The sequence below is a fragment of the Cellulophaga lytica DSM 7489 genome, assembly GCF_000190595.1.
GTDB lineage: Bacteria > Bacteroidota > Bacteroidia > Flavobacteriales > Flavobacteriaceae > Cellulophaga > Cellulophaga lytica.
In genome coordinates this window covers 2,026,859-2,041,822 of the sequence record NC_015167.1, presented here as the reverse complement: position 1 = coordinate 2,041,822, position 14,964 = coordinate 2,026,859, and the positions used below count along the sequence as shown (strand labels likewise).

Here is a 14,964-nt window from a genome sequence, read left to right as displayed (position 1 = left end):
ATGTCATGTTTTAGCAAAAACACACTTTTGTTTGCAAAACATTCTAACCATGTCTACATCAAAAATAAATCTATATTGCATACTAGCAATTGGCATTTTATTTACAACCAGTTGTTCTAATGACGACAACAACTACCAAAAAGCAGAAACAAGTATTTTAGAAGAGAAAATTACAACTCTTTATGGCTCACTAGAAACGCTACAACTACCAGAAGAAACAAATTTAAACAACATTCCTAGTGACCCTAAAAACCCGCTTACACCAGAAAAAGTTGCCTTAGGAAAATTACTTTTTCACGAAACAGGCCTAGCCTTAAACCCAACAAAAGAAATAGGAGCCAACACCTACTCATGTGCAAGTTGCCACCACGCAGCGGCAGGTTTCCAAAGCGGCAACATACAAGGTATTGGCGAAGGTGGTTTTGGCTATGGTGCAAAAGGAGAATCTAGACACATGTCTATAGATTATTTAGAAGAAGACTTAGATGTACAACCCATAAAATCTCCAAGCATACTAAACACTGCATACCAAAAAGTAATGTTATGGAACGGACAATTTGGAGGAACCTCAGAAAATACAGGAACCGAAAGTAGCTGGACAGTTGGCACTCCCAAAGAACGCAATAACTTAGGTTTTGAAGGCGTAGAAATACAAGCCATAGCTGGCCTAGGTGTTCACAGGCTTTTAATAGACACCAACTTCCTAAACAACAACGGATACAAAAGTATGTTTGACGCTGCTTTTCCTAACATCCCAGAAGAAAATAGATACACAACCATAACAGCTGGTTTAGCAATTGCTGCTTATGAACGAACAGTGCTTGCAAACCAAGCTCCTTTTCAAGAGTTTTTAAAAGGAAATAAAGCTGCTTTATCCCCTAAAGAAATAAGTGGCGCTAACTTATTTTTTGGTAAAGCAGAATGCTATAAATGCCACACCGGACCAGGCTTAAACAAAACAGGGTTTTACGCTTTAGGAATGAACGACTTGGACCCAAACAGTTCACACATTAATATTGATGAAGCCACAAAAAAAGGTAGAGGCGGTTTTACAGGAAAAGAAGAAGATAATTACAAGTTTAAAATACCATCTTTATATAACTTAAAAGATGTATCTCATTTTGGTCATGGAGGAAGCTTTACTTCTATAAAAGAAGTTATAGAATACAAAAACAACGCCATACCTGAAAACAATAATGTTCCTAAAAATCAATTAGCATCAGATTTTATTCCGCTAAATTTAACAACAGAAGAAATTGATGATTTAACTGCTTTTATAGAAAACGGATTGTATGACAATAACCTAAAAAGGTACACTCCGGAGAGCTTACCATCAGGCAACTGTTTTCCTAACGCAGATAGCAAATCCAAATCTGATATGGGTTGTAACTAAAACACTCCTAAACAAGAAAAGGGCTGAAGTTAAACTTCAGCCCTTTTTTTATCTCTAGATTCAAGACTACATTTCTAACGCCTTCTTAACATCATTATTCATTAATAATTCTTCTGGATTTTCTAATGCTTCTTTAACTGCAACTAAGAAACCAACAGATTCTTTACCATCTATAATTCTATGATCATAAGATAAAGCCACATACATAATAGGAGCAATAACAACCTCACCATTTTTAGCTATAGGACGCTCTACTATATTGTGCATACCTAAAATAGCACTTTGCGGAGGATTAATAATTGGTGTAGATAACATAGAACCAAAAACACCACCATTAGTAATAGTAAATGTTCCTCCTGTCATTTCATCAACTGTAATTTCTCCTTCACGAGCTCTAATAGCCAAACGTTTTACCTCTGCTTCTACTCCTCTAAAAGTTAAGTTTTCCGCATTTCTAATTACAGGAACCATTAAACCTTTTGGTCCAGATACAGCAATACTAATATCTGCAAAATCATAAGAAATCATTTCCTTACCATCTATCATTGCATTTACAGATGGGTACATCTCTAATGCACGTACAACCGCCTTAGTAAAGAAAGACATAAAACCTAAACCAACACCGTGTTTAGCTCTAAAGTCATCTTTGTACTGGCTACGCAATGCAAAAATAGGAGACATATCTACCTCGTTAAAAGTAGTAAGCATAGCCGTTTCATTTTTAGCTGAAACCAAACGCTCTGCCACTTTACGACGTAACATTGATAATTTAGAACGAGTTTCTCCTCGGTTACCTCCAGTAGTTGGTGTCCCCATAGATGGCACAGCTTTTACAGCATCATCTTTAGTTACTCTACCATCCTTACCTGTACCTTTTACAGCAGATGCCTCAATTCCTTTTTCACTTAATATTTTTTTAGCTGCAGGAGACGCTGTCCCTGTTGCATATGTTTTTGCAGTTTCTGCAGGCTTTGGAGCCTCTGCTTTTGGTGCAGTTTCTTCTTTTTTCTCTTCTTTAGCAGGCGCATCATCAGCACCTTCTGGTTTTGCTGCAGATGTATCTATTAAACAAACAACGGCACCTACTGCTACTGCATCACCTTCTTCTGCTTTTAATGTAATTACTCCGCTTACTTCTGCTGGAAGTTCTAAGGTAGCTTTATCTGAATCTACCTCTGCAATAGCTTGATCTTTCTCTACATAATCTCCGTCTTGCACTAGCCATTCCGCTATTTCTACTTCGGTTATCGATTCTCCCGGTGAAGGGACTTTCATTTCTAAAATCATCCTACTTTATTTGATGTGTTATTGTGTTTATCTTTTTGTCATATTGTCTTTGGTTTTATCAAAGACATAATCTATTACTTGTTGGTGTCTGCGCTTAGAACGTACTGCACTACCAGCTGCTGGTGAGGCATAAAAACGTCTAGACGCTACTCTTAATTTATTGGCATCTTTATAATGCATCATGATATGACTCCAAGCTCCCATATTTCTTGGTTCTTCTTGTGCCCATACAATATCATCTGCATTAGTATACCTACCAATAATTTCTGTTATTTTTTCTGTTGGCAACGGAAATAATTGTTCTACTCTTACCAAAGCAACATCTTCTCTGTTTTGCTCCTCTTTTTCGGCAAGCAAGTCATAGTAAAACTTACCAGTACAGAATACTAGAGATTTAACTTTACTAACATCTGCTGTAGTATCATCTAAAACCTCCTGAAAAGTTCCGTTAGCAAGCTCATCAATTGTAGATACCGCCTTTGGATGTCTTAATAAACTTTTAGGAGTAAATATTACTAAAGGTTTTCTAAAATTAACTTTCATTTGTCTACGCAGAATATGAAACATTTGTGCAGGTGTAGAAACATCTGCAATGTACATATTATCTCTTGCACACAATTGCAAGTACCTTTCCATACGTGCAGAAGAATGCTCTGCACCCTGACCTTCATAACCGTGTGGTAACAACATCACCAATCCGTTTTGAAGCTTCCATTTATCTTCGGCAGCAGAAATGTACTGATCTAACATAATTTGAGCTCCATTACTAAAGTCTCCAAATTGAGCTTCCCAAATAGTAAGTGTTTTTGGGCTAGCCATAGCGTAACCATAATCAAAACCAACAACACCATATTCAGACAACAATGAATTGTAAATTTGAAATCTGGCTTGTTCCTCAGACAAGTGGTTTAATAATATTATTTCTTCTTCACTTTCTTCAACCTTCATAACTGCATGACGGTGAGAAAAAGTTCCTCTTTCTACATCTTGCCCAGACATACGAACACCAAAGCCCTCTTGTAACAACGTACCGTAAGCCAAAAGTTCACCCATTGCCCAGTCTAATTTGTTAGTTTCAAAGAACATTTTTTTACGATCTTTAACTAACTTTTCAACTTTACGCAAAAACTTTTTATCGCTAGGTAATTCTGTTATCACCTTAGCAATTTCTGTTAATTTGTCTTTATCATAAGTAGTATCTACAGCCTCCATCATCTCCCATTCTCTAACAGATGCAAAACCACTCCACTCATCTGCCATAAAAGGCGTAATAACTGTTTTATCTTCTTTTCTAGAATCTTCTAACTCTTCTTCTAAAGAAGCTTTGTATTCATTTTCTAATTCTTTTACAAATCCTTTTTCTATAACTCCTTCTGCAAGTAAACGCTCTGCATAAATATCTCTTGAGTTATTGTGTTTAGATATTGCTTTATATAGTTTAGGCTGTGTAAAACGAGGCTCATCACCTTCATTGTGCCCATATTTTCTATAACCTAATAAATCTATAAATACATCTCTATTAAAACGCATTCTGTACTCCAATGCAAATAAAGAAGCGTGTACTACAGCTTCTGCATCATCTGCATTTACGTGTAATACCGGACTTAAAGTTACTTTAGCAACATCTGTACAATAGGTAGATGACCTAGCATCTAAATAGTTTGTTGTAAAACCAATTTGGTTGTTTACTACAATATGTATAGTACCATTTGTTTTATACCCATCTAAGTTTGCCATTTGTACAACCTCATACACTAAACCTTGACCTGCAATAGCAGCATCTCCGTGCACAACAATTGGCAATACTTTTGAAAAATCTTCAGGGAAGTGAGCATCTTGTTTAACTCTAGCAATACCTTCTACTACCGCACCAACAGTCTCTAAGTGAGATGGATTTGGTGCAATATTCATTTTTATTTTATTTCCGTTACTAGCTTTACGCTCAGATGTCCATCCTAAGTGATACTTAACATCGCCATCAAAAATTTCTTGCTCGTAATCTTTACCATCAAACTCACTAAAAATATCCTTAGCTGCTTTACCAAAAATATTAGTAAGCACGTTAAGTCTACCACGGTGAGCCATACCCATTACAAACTGCTCTACTCCCATTTCTGCTGCTCGTTCTACAACAGCATCTAAAGCAGGGATTAAAGACTCATTACCCTCTATAGAAAAACGTTTTTGCCCAACATATTTTGTATGTAAAAAACTCTCAAAAGAAACTGCCTGATTTAGTTTTTTAAGAATATGCTTTTTTCTATCTGCGTTAAACTTAGGGTGATTGTCATTTACGTTTAACCAATTTTGAATCCACTCTACTCTTTCTGGCTTACGTATGTACATATACTCAACGCCAATAGCGTCACAATATATGCTTTTAAGATGTTTTATAATTTCCTCTAAAGAAACAGCTCCAATACCTAGGATTTCTCCTGCAGTAAAAACGGTGTTTAAATCTTCACTAGACAACCCAAAATTGTCTAACTCTAAAGTTGGTGAGTATTTTCTTCTTTCGCGAACTGGGTTTGTTTTAGTGAACAAGTGTCCTCTGCTTCTGTACCCATCAATTAACTTAATTACTTTAAATTCTTTCTGTAAAGACTGTGGCATTGCAGCTTCTATTGCCGGTCCGTTTTCAGAAAACTCTTCTTGTGCTGTTTCTTGACCAAAGTCAAAACCTTGAAAAAAGGCACGCCAGCTAGGCTCTACACTGTCAGGGCTAATTAAGTATTTATCATATAAAGTCGCAAAAAATGATGTATGCGCTGCGTTTAAAAACGAATATTTATCCATTGAAATTCTTCTCTGTCTTGTGAACAAAATTTATTCAAAAATACAACTTTTAGCTTTTATAAGCATATCTTAGTGCGTAATAATGTAAAAAAATAACAAGAATGAGAAAAAACAAGCATTTCCTTTCAAAATTATTGATTATAAGTATCTTGATAACAGCTTTTGCCTCTAATACCACAATTGCACAGGTTAGCGCAAGCTATAGTAACTTTTGGGAAAAAGTACAATTTGGAGGTGGTTTAGGCATTGGATTTGGAAACGACAGCTTTAACGCTAGTGTTTCCCCTAGTGCTATTTACCAGGTTAACCCAATGTTTGCTGTTGGTACAGGCTTAAATTTTAATTACTCTAAATTTGGAGACCATAAACTTACCGCGTATGGCGCTAGCGCATTAACGTTATTTAATATTGTACCTGCTATACAACTATCTGCGGAGTTTGAACAAATGCGAATAAACCGTGATTTTGGCATAAATGGCAGCACTATAGAAGATAATTACTGGAATTCTGCCTTGTTTTTAGGTATAGGATACAGTAACCAAAATGTAACTTTTGGCATACGTTATGATGTTTTGTATGATGACGAAAAAAGCATTTACGCAGATGCATTAATGCCTTTTGTTAGGGTTTACTTTTAATCTACTATTTGCATTTTTTTAAGTAGGAATGATGCATTCATATTTTTACAAATACCATCTTTAAACTTATAGTCAAAATGTAGTTCATTATTTATAATTTCTGCATCAAAATAATGATTTTTTACACCTGGCAACTCATCTGCTGCTTTACACAAACTTAAATCGTGTGTAGCAATAATTCCGGTAGATTGAGACGCCACTAATTTCTCTACAAATTTACGAGAACCAATAGCTTTATCTGTACTATTTGTTCCTTTTAAAATTTCATCCAAAACTATAAAATAACGATCGTTTTGTATTTCGTCAACAATAAACTTTAATCGTTTTAACTCAGAAAAAAAATAGGACTCATCATCTGTAAGTGAGTCTGTTGTACGCATACTTGTTATTAATTTTATTGGCGAATATTCTGCCGAAGTACCACAAACTGGTAAGCCCATATTTGCCATAACAATTTGCAATGACACAGTACGCAAAAAAGTACTTTTACCTGCCATATTTGCTCCTGTTACTATAAAAAACTCCGCATTATTAATAGTGATATCATTTTTTATACTTTTTGCAGGATCTAATAATGGATGTGCCGCATTTTTAACCTGTAGCACTTTACCTTTAGCAGCAATTGTAGGATACACATAACTTGGATTATTAAACGCAAAATTACCTAAGCTGTTATACGCATCAAAAAAAGCTATAACACTAAACCAATCTTGTACCAAATGTCCGTATAGCTTTATCCAGTTCTCTATTTTATAAGATTGATGAACATCCCACAACAAAAAACCATTTCCTAAGAAACCAAAAATCATATTATTACGCTGATCTAAGGCTCCTAAAATTCTTGAAAACTCATGTAAAACAGCAGACGTTTTTTTACCATCTGTAACAACAACTGCTCTTTTTTCTTTTAATAAGTCTGATGTAAACTCTACATCTTCTATAGCCACAATAAGTTTTTGATATTGCTGAAAAGTACTTTGTATTTTTCCCATATCTGCAGCCAGTTTGCTTACCTTTTTAAAATATGTACCTGTAACAAGTAAACCTATAAAAAACCAACCTGCTACAAAAAAACCAGAAATAAAACCCAAAAAATATAAGACAAAAAGCAACACCGTAATTACCGTAAACACAGTAGGCACAAACCTCATAAAAGAAGGAATAAACGCTGTATGTTTCTGCATCCAAGAAACAATTGTTTTGTATGACACTTCTGCTTTTACAAGCGTAGCAATAGCCGCAAATTCTTGCCTCCATTTAGGCTTAGAAGCTAACTCCTTTACAGCGTTTTGTTTTTGCGCTATATTATCTATATCATTTGCCGTAAATTGATTAGCCAACTCTTCACTACCTTGCTCCAAAGCAGTTCTATTACTGTATTGGTAAAAAGAACCTTTACCAAACAAATCTACATCTTGACTATAAAAATGAAGTGGATCTGCAAATTCCTCTCCATCTGGAAGGTTATGAAATTTACGATGCAAAACATCAATCTCAATTTCATTAATTTTTATAAGTGCTATAAATTTATGATACACATATTGCAAATCTGAATGTCTAGACACTAAAAACACAAACAACACTATAGCCAATAAAATAACCGCCATTACTGCTTTGGTGTTTCCTATAAAAAAATAAACACCAAAACCAGCTAATAAAAATACCGCCAACCTTAACAAACTAGACAGCAATAATTTAGATTTAACCTTAGCAGATTCTTCTTTATAGTTAGTAATATTTTGTTTGTAAAATGCAATAAGTTCTTTCATAAAAATAATGTAGTGGTGCGTAATGTATTATGCAACTAAAAAAATATTATTCCTTTAGCTTAGCTAACTCTGCTTGTTGTTTTTTGGTAAGTTTAGATACTACTAAATTGTATGAATGATCTATTAATTCTTTTAGTAAACTAGGAGAAATACGTTCTATTAGTATTGTATTCCAGTGTTTTTTATTCATATGAAAACCTGGTGCAATATCACCATCATACTTTTCTCTAAGTTTTAATGACAACTCTGGGTTACACTTTAAATTAATTTGAGGTGGCAAGCGCTCTAACGGTAACAAGGCAAACATTTTACCCAAAACCTTAAAAACCAAAGTATGCTCATCAAAAGGAAACTCTTCTGTAATTCCTTTTTTTAAAATGCAATATGCCCTAACCTCTTCTACATTCATAAACAGCAAGTTTAAACTGTTGTAGAATCATATACAATAACCTTATCCCATAAGCGAGCAGATTCTTCTATAAAAGTTAAGTGTGCCTCTTCATCTTGGTATTTTTGTTGATTTTCTGCCGATGTAAACGAAACCAATAAGCTAAACGTAAAACTACCATCTACCACATCTCTAGTAGCTGCTGGTGGTGTACCTATAAAATTAGTACTTGCATATTTAGAAGCATTTAAAAACTTACGTAATGATGTTACAAAAGCTTTTTTATCATCTTCGCTATCTGGATTTTTTAACCAAAAATATACGTTATGCACAAATGCTGATTCAAAATTATTTACGCTCATAAAACACTATTTATTTATTTCTTTTTCTATTTGCTTTACCTCTTGTTTATTTTCAATTTTTAACGCAGAATAATCTAACGTCCACCCAATAGTTTCTACAATAGACTCTATTAAAAGTATTGCCTCTAACGCTTCTTTACGGGCCGTATCCATTAAACCACTTACAGGTATTTTCTCTAAAATATGCTCCTTTGCCTCTTTATTCACATTAGTTAAATCCTCTGGAGAAAACGAATTAAATAATCCGTTTTTAATATCATAAAACTGAAGCTCAGGAGAAACTGACAACACCTCTGGCTCTGGAAAATTCTTGAGTATAATTCTCTTTTTACTATCATCTGCATTTAAAAGAATTTTTTTTAGATCATACCCAATTTGCACTTTAGCGTTTATAATTACTAATGCCTTTTTTTTACTACTTACCAAACTCATAAAATGCTCTTTGGTATTGTGGTATTGGTATACTTCTGCAAAATCTCCTTCTACAGATATTAATTTACAAACCCTTTTTATTTTTTCTAATAAAACAGTAGACTGTGTATGTGTAACTTCTTTGGTCTTTTTAGTTCTAAAAAAGGAATACACCCAATACATAAGTATAGCCCCTAAAATTAACCCTAAAAAAACCTCTATTAAACTATCCATTATTTATTTTATACGTTACAAAACAGCACTATTTAATACTGTTTTACTCTTCAATTTTATACAAAACAGGCCTACTAGGACTTGCATCATTCTCAAAAGGAGCTACTTGCAAATTTAAAAAATATGTGCCATCTTCAATAGTATTAGCAACATATATAAATTCTGTTATAGTGGCATTTTCTCTAATTTTACCTTCAAAATTCCAAAATGCCTTATGAGAAACTAACTTACCATCATCTTTTTCCTTATCAACAGATGGCAAATCTATTAGCAAGTGCTCTACTCCTTTTTCTCTTAAAAAAACAGCTCCTTCCTCTAACAAGTAAGGTGGATTGGTATTGGAATATTGCGCTCCTATTTTATCTTCTAAATTAGGAATTGTTCGTATAACAACAGCCTCTCTCTTTTTTTTACCTAAAGCATATTGCAATTGCTTTTTAGAAATAACAAAATCGTCTCCTATTTTTTCTGGTGCAATGGTAATTACTTCTGCCAAAAAGAAAAATTGTTTTAATTTTTGATTTACAGACACAAATTTCTCTGTAATATGCCCCACACACTCTGTATGCGTACCGTGTGCATGCGGATTAAAACTTATATTATTAAAGTTTACAGATGAACCCTCACTTACCAAACCAACAAAATCACCATCTGTATGTGGCTCTATAACTGGCGCACCAACATACCAAGCATTTACATTAGACTTATCCCCTTTTAAAGGCATAGAAATATCTAATGCATCATTTAAATTTATTGAATATTTTTTTGTTCTTACTGTAATAACTGCCTTCATGAATCTCTTTCTATATTAATTTATAAGTTAACAATAAACAAATCTGCTGCTATACCATCACTTAAAAATTTACCTTTTGCTGTCACTAAAAGTGTATTATTTTTAAGTTGCAACAGACCTTTTTCAATTTTTTTATTTGCCTCTTTTTCTAAATAAGTCACATATTTTAATCCAAAATCTTCCTGTACCTTTTGTAGTGAAACACCCCAAATAGTTCTTAAACCGGTCATAACATATTCATTATACCTATCCACTACAGACAATTCTTCTATCTCTTGTGGCAGCTTATTTTGCGCTAATGCTTTTATGTATTTAGGGTTATTATTCACATTCCAACTCCTGCTTTCCCCGTTAAAAGAATGTGCAGATGGCCCAACACCAATATATTTTTTACCCAACCAATATGCGGTATTATTTTTAGAAAAAAAATCTGGTTTTCCAAAGTTAGAAAACTCATAATTTACAAAACCCTCTTTAGCCAATTCTTTTACCAGAATTTTATGATGCTCTTGAGCAACACTATCTTTTACAGGAGCTATTTCTCCTTTTTTAATAAATTTTTCTAAAGCAGTTTTTGGCTCTACTGTAAGTGCATAACTAGAAATATGTGGCAAACCAAAAGATAAAGCTTTGTGTATGTTTTGCATCCATTTATCATTGCTCATTCCTGGAATACCGTAAATTAAATCTATTGTTATGTCTGAAAAGTATTTGGTTGCCAAAGCAATACAACTTTCAGCCTCTTTAGCATTGTGCGCCCTATTCATCAGTTTTAAATCGTCTTCAAAAAAAGACTGCACTCCAATACTAAGTCTGTTTACCTTTGATACTGCAAGTTGTTCTATTTTTAAAGTAGATAAATCATCCGGATTAGCCTCCAAAGTTATCTCTGGATTTTTAACAACATTGTAATTTTCGTAAACTTTTTTTATAAGCCTATTTATTTCATTGGCATTTAAAACAGAAGGCGTACCTCCACCAAAATAAATGGTTTCTACACTGGTTTGCTTAAACTCGTTTTTACGTAAAACAAGCTCCTTAGAAATAGCCTGTAGCATTTCTTCCTTTTTCCCCATAGAGGTAGAAAAATGAAAATCGCAATAATGACAAGCCTGTTTACAAAAAGGAATGTGTATATAAATACCTGCCATTTTTTTATTTTTTTACCCTATTTTGGTTTTGCTTTACAAAAGAATCCCAACCAGAGTAACTTTTACCTGTTTCTAATTTTCCGCTATTGTAAAAATGACACACTGCAGCAGCCAAACCATCTGTAGCATCTAAGTTTTTAGGCAATTCTTTTAACCCTAAAGTACTTTTTAACATCCCAGCTACTTGCTCTTTACTTGCATTACCATTACCCGTAATTGCCATTTTAATTTTTTTAGGCATATACTCAGTAATTACTAGTTGCCTAGATAAACCAGCAGCCATAGCAACACCTTGTGCACGGCCTAATTTTAACATAGACTGTACATTTTTACCATAAAAAGGCGCTTCTAAAGCCATTTCATCTGGGTGATACGTATCTATAAGCTCTATAGTGCGCTCAAAAATAAGTTTAAGTTTGGTGTAAGGGTCATTATACTTCTGCAATAAAAGTTCGTTCATTTGCAAAAATTCCATTTTTTTACCTACCACTTTTATAAGGCCAAAGCCCATAATAGTAGTACCAGGATCTACCCCCAATATAATTCTTTCTTTAGCCACTAATTTTTATTTGGTATTTATTACTAAAGGAATTCTAAATTTAGCACGTACAGGTATTCCTCTTTTTAAAGCTGGTTTTAATTTAGGCAAGCTTTTAATACCACGAGAAATAATACCGTTAAACCCTGGTATTTGATTTGTAATAACAGAATCTTGCTCTATATCTAAAACAGAAATTTCTCCTTTGCTATCTATTAACACATCTATACGTATTGTATCTTTTATAGCTCTATCTAAAACAAACTCAAAGTCCCCTAATATTTCTGAGTAATGCAACAACAACATTTCTTCAAAACACTCTTTTTGTACTTCTTTTGAAGCAAGTTCGTCACACCCTTCAAACAAAGGAAATTGATCTATAGCATTCCAATTAATACCCTCCATTTCTTGCTTAATAATCTTCTGAGTTTTTTCGGCTCTAGAATCAAAAAAATCGCAAGAAACGCAAAGAAATATCATAAGAAATAAAGCTGCTCTTTGCATAAAAACTAAATTCTAGGCGAAATTTACAATTTTTTAATCAAGTGAACAGCATAGCACCAAAATTAGCACACCAAACTACACTATTATTTTGCCTAAAAAAGCAACTACTCTTTATAATACTGCTTACACTACACCAACAACAGAACACCCATTAGCACTATTTTACCTAAAAAAGTAATAATTAACATATATCAGGTTAATTTTTTATATTTATAACCACTTCAGAAATAAAAACTTATTTTTTTATTATGAAATTAAATTAAACTGCTATGAAGTTAACATACAAACAAACAGAGAAAAGGCCTGAAAACTCTTTCCTAGCTCGCCAAGATAGAATGCCATGTATTGAGCAAAATTGGCATTTTCATAAGGAACTAGAGCTTATCTATTTTATAAAAAGCACAGGCACTCGTTATGTTGGTAACTCTATAGGAAATTTTGCACCAGGGGAATTGTATTTAATTGGAAGCAATGTTCCACACCTGTTTAAAAACCATAAAGAATATTACGCAGATAAACTAGAAGACGAAGCGGTAAACCTCATAGTAATTAAGTTTGAAAATGATTTTTTAGGTTCAGACTTTTTAGATTTGGCAGAGGCAAAAAAACTACAAGTTCTTTTTAAAAAAGCCAATATGGGACTTCAATTTTCTAAGGCTGCAACATACTTAGCTCATAACCACATACTAGGTTTAGTGGGTAACAAAGGCTTATCTAGAATAATTGGCTTGTTAAAAATTTTAGACATTTTATCTGTAAGTGAAAACTATAAACCTTTATGCTCAGAGGTTATAACAAACACATACAACAAAAACGAAAAAGACCGTATGGCAAGAGTAATTTTATTTTTAACTGAAAATTTCGACAAAAAAATAGAATTAGAAGAAGTAGCCTCTATAGCTTTTATGACTCCAAATGCTTTTTGTAGATACTTTAAAAAAAGAACCCATAAATCTTTTACGCAATACCTTAATGAAATTAGATTAAGACACGCCTGCAAACTTTTAATAGAAGGAGAAATGCAAATTTCTACAGTTTGTTACCAATCCGGATTTAATACGCTTACAAATTTTAACAGACAATTTAAAGCATTAATGAAAGTAACACCTTCTGAATATATGGAGAAATACAATAAAAAAATAACCTCTATTATTTAATTAGGTAGTATAATGCTACTAACAGTTAAAAATGTCATATAACTATTTGTCCGTTGCCGCTATATTTGACTTTTATCTATAACAACCACACCAAACTATGCTTGCTTTAATTACATTAACCGTTTGTATTGCCTTATTAATTGTAGCTGTTACTGTTTTTAAAGTTCATCCTATACCTGCCTTATTAGTTTTTGGACTTATACTTGGTTTAGCCACTGGCGGGACAGTTACAACCGTAACAGAAAGTTTATTAAATGGTTTTGGAAACACTTTAAAATGGATTGGCCTTATCATACTATTTGGCGCTTTGCTTGGGGAGATTTTATCCAACACTGGAGGATCTGATTTAATTGCAGATAGTATTATAGCCCTCTTTGGCACAAAATACCTACCATTAAGTATGTCTATAATAGGCTTTTTAATTGGAATACCTGTTTTTATGGATGTTGCCTACCTTACACTTTTACCCACACTACACGTACTATCTAAAAAATCTGGCCATTCAATTTTGGTATTAGGCTTATCATTAGCTATAAGTTTAACTGTAGCCCACGCATTAATACCTCCTACACCTGGACCCCTAGCAGTAGCATCTGCTTTTAATATTAGCGTAGGAAAAATTATACCTCTTAATATAGTTGTTGCAATTGCTGCTATAATTGGCTGCTTGGTTTGGCTTAAAGTGAACAAAAACAAACTACAAACCACTAACACAATTGACACCAACAAACTACAAAAAACAGAAAACAAAAAATTAGGAGGATACAAAAAAATCTTACCTTTTGCCGCCTTACTTACTCCTCTTATTTTAATGTCTGTAGGTGCAATTATAAAAGAGGAAAATGCAATTATAGCTTTTATTAAAAACCCTATATGGGCATTGCTAATTGGCATTTTATTTGCATTACCACTACTTGACAAAAAAGATTTTTCAAGTAAATTAAATAGTTATTTTAATACTGCTGGCGCTAAAACAGCTATTGTTATTTTAATTACTGGGACGGGTGGTGCGTTTGGTCAGGTTATAAAAGACACTGGTATTGTTAGCTCCCTTTTCTCAAACACAGACTCTATTTCTTCAATGGGTATAATTGTGCCATTTTTACTTAGTATGCTTTTTACAACTGTAACTGGCTCCATTACAGTTTCACTAATAACTACTGCATCTATAGTTGCTCCATTAATTAGCAATGGCACACTAGATCCTACATTTACAACCGCCGCAATTTGCGCAGGATCTTTAGGAATTATACACGTAAATAGTAGTTTCTTTTGGTTGTTTAAGGAAATACATAATGTTTCTGTACCAAAACTTCTAAAATCATTTAGTTTACTAACCGCTATCGTTTCTTTATCTGGAGGAGTAATGGTTTTTTTAGCTTACACATTTTTAAGAGACTAATGCAATTGTCAATTTTGTGCTTATAGGGTAAAATAATGCTGCTCTAAGGTAAAATTCTTCAATAATCACGTTCTATATTAAGGTTTCTTTGTGATATATAAATGAAAAGTAAATTCATAACTCTTCATTACTAACATCAAC

At 33.4% G+C, this 14,964-nt stretch carries 14 protein-coding genes; 4 read left to right on the top strand and 10 right to left on the bottom strand.

The features are described from left to right. The first annotated feature begins 49 nt into the window (after positions 1-49). Positions 50-1,393 (top strand): cytochrome-c peroxidase, encoded by a 1,344-nt coding sequence (locus CELLY_RS09140; protein WP_013621390.1) that lies wholly within the window; start codon positions 50-52, stop codon positions 1,391-1,393. Between the two features lie 66 nt (positions 1,394-1,459). On the opposite strand, the gene odhB is transcribed toward CELLY_RS09140, so the two are convergent. Together odhB and CELLY_RS09130 are read right to left on the bottom strand one after the other, a co-directional pair. After that, entirely contained in the window at positions 1,460-2,680 is a 1,221-nt protein-coding gene (gene odhB, locus CELLY_RS09135) for a 2-oxoglutarate dehydrogenase complex dihydrolipoyllysine-residue succinyltransferase (RefSeq protein ID WP_013621389.1), read from the bottom strand. 27 nt (positions 2,681-2,707) lie between these two features. Continuing rightward, positions 2,708-5,476, bottom strand: a complete 2,769-nt coding sequence (locus CELLY_RS09130) for a 2-oxoglutarate dehydrogenase E1 component (RefSeq protein ID WP_013621388.1) — start codon at positions 5,474-5,476, stop codon at positions 2,708-2,710. Positions 5,477-5,577: 101 nt separating this feature from the next. Between CELLY_RS09130 and CELLY_RS09125 the strand changes: the two genes are divergently transcribed. Then, positions 5,578-6,114, top strand: a complete 537-nt coding sequence (locus tag CELLY_RS09125) for a hypothetical protein (RefSeq protein ID WP_013621387.1) — start codon at positions 5,578-5,580, stop codon at positions 6,112-6,114. Here the strand turns inward: CELLY_RS09125 and CELLY_RS09120 are convergent. Genes CELLY_RS09120 through CELLY_RS09085 form a run of 8 tightly spaced genes read right to left on the bottom strand, consistent with a single transcriptional unit; the run spans position 6,111 to position 12,240 of the window. Then, positions 6,111-7,883: a MutS-related protein gene (locus CELLY_RS09120; RefSeq protein ID WP_013621386.1), complete on the bottom strand. Its 1,773-nt coding sequence runs from the start codon at positions 7,881-7,883 to the stop codon at positions 6,111-6,113. The two genes, CELLY_RS09125 and CELLY_RS09120, sit on opposite strands and share 4 nt — an antisense overlap. Before the next feature lie 46 nt (positions 7,884-7,929). After that, positions 7,930-8,292: an MmcQ/YjbR family DNA-binding protein gene (locus CELLY_RS09115; protein WP_013621385.1), complete on the bottom strand. Its 363-nt coding sequence runs from the start codon at positions 8,290-8,292 to the stop codon at positions 7,930-7,932. 11 nt (positions 8,293-8,303) lie between these two features. Next, a complete protein-coding gene (locus tag CELLY_RS09110; protein WP_013621384.1) occupies positions 8,304-8,633 on the bottom strand; it encodes a Dabb family protein in 330 nt (109 codons plus the stop codon). 6 nt (positions 8,634-8,639) lie between these two features. After that, positions 8,640-9,278, bottom strand: a complete 639-nt coding sequence (locus tag CELLY_RS09105; RefSeq protein WP_013621383.1) for a DUF4230 domain-containing protein — start codon at positions 9,276-9,278, stop codon at positions 8,640-8,642. 43 nt (positions 9,279-9,321) lie between these two features. After that, entirely contained in the window at positions 9,322-10,071 is a 750-nt protein-coding gene (locus CELLY_RS09100) for a cyclase family protein (RefSeq protein WP_013621382.1), read from the bottom strand. Positions 10,072-10,091: 20 nt separating this feature from the next. Next, positions 10,092-11,222: a radical SAM family heme chaperone HemW gene (gene hemW / locus CELLY_RS09095; RefSeq protein ID WP_013621381.1), complete on the bottom strand. Its 1,131-nt coding sequence runs from the start codon at positions 11,220-11,222 to the stop codon at positions 10,092-10,094. Between the two features lie 4 nt (positions 11,223-11,226). Further along, on the bottom strand, positions 11,227-11,781 hold the full coding sequence (gene ruvC, locus CELLY_RS09090; RefSeq protein WP_013621380.1) for a crossover junction endodeoxyribonuclease RuvC: 555 nt from the start codon (positions 11,779-11,781) through the stop codon (positions 11,227-11,229). A 6-nt stretch (positions 11,782-11,787) separates the two neighbouring features. Beyond that, complete coding sequence (locus tag CELLY_RS09085; RefSeq protein WP_141103776.1) at positions 11,788-12,240, bottom strand: hypothetical protein; 453 nt, start codon at positions 12,238-12,240, stop codon at positions 11,788-11,790. Between the two features lie 293 nt (positions 12,241-12,533). Here CELLY_RS09085 and CELLY_RS09080 point away from each other — a divergent pair, with 293 nt between their 5' ends. Both CELLY_RS09080 and CELLY_RS09075 read left to right on the top strand, forming a co-directional pair. Further along, complete coding sequence (locus CELLY_RS09080) at positions 12,534-13,421, top strand: AraC family transcriptional regulator (RefSeq protein WP_013621378.1); 888 nt, start codon at positions 12,534-12,536, stop codon at positions 13,419-13,421. A gap of 97 nt (positions 13,422-13,518) precedes the next feature. Continuing rightward, positions 13,519-14,823, top strand: coding sequence for a GntP family permease (locus CELLY_RS09075; RefSeq protein WP_013621377.1), 1,305 nt, complete (start codon positions 13,519-13,521; stop codon positions 14,821-14,823). Positions 14,824-14,964: the final 141 nt, after the last annotated feature.

Coding starts and splice junctions, on each gene's coding strand:
- CELLY_RS09140 (WP_013621390.1), top strand. CDS start 50: ATGTCTACATCAAAAATAAATCTATATTGCATACTAGCAATTGGCATT.
- odhB (WP_013621389.1), bottom strand. CDS start 2,680: ATGATTTTAGAAATGAAAGTCCCTTCACCGGGAGAATCGATAACCGAA.
- CELLY_RS09130 (WP_013621388.1), bottom strand. CDS start 5,476: ATGGATAAATATTCGTTTTTAAACGCAGCGCATACATCATTTTTTGCG.
- CELLY_RS09125 (WP_013621387.1), top strand. CDS start 5,578: ATGAGAAAAAACAAGCATTTCCTTTCAAAATTATTGATTATAAGTATC.
- CELLY_RS09120 (WP_013621386.1), bottom strand. CDS start 7,883: ATGAAAGAACTTATTGCATTTTACAAACAAAATATTACTAACTATAAA.
- CELLY_RS09115 (WP_013621385.1), bottom strand. CDS start 8,292: ATGAATGTAGAAGAGGTTAGGGCATATTGCATTTTAAAAAAAGGAATT.
- CELLY_RS09110 (WP_013621384.1), bottom strand. CDS start 8,633: ATGAGCGTAAATAATTTTGAATCAGCATTTGTGCATAACGTATATTTT.
- CELLY_RS09105 (WP_013621383.1), bottom strand. CDS start 9,278: ATGGATAGTTTAATAGAGGTTTTTTTAGGGTTAATTTTAGGGGCTATA.
- CELLY_RS09100 (WP_013621382.1), bottom strand. CDS start 10,071: ATGAAGGCAGTTATTACAGTAAGAACAAAAAAATATTCAATAAATTTA.
- hemW (WP_013621381.1), bottom strand. CDS start 11,222: ATGGCAGGTATTTATATACACATTCCTTTTTGTAAACAGGCTTGTCAT.
- CELLY_RS09085 (WP_141103776.1), bottom strand. CDS start 12,240: ATGATATTTCTTTGCGTTTCTTGCGATTTTTTTGATTCTAGAGCCGAA.
- CELLY_RS09080 (WP_013621378.1), top strand. CDS start 12,534: ATGAAGTTAACATACAAACAAACAGAGAAAAGGCCTGAAAACTCTTTC.
- CELLY_RS09075 (WP_013621377.1), top strand. CDS start 13,519: ATGCTTGCTTTAATTACATTAACCGTTTGTATTGCCTTATTAATTGTA.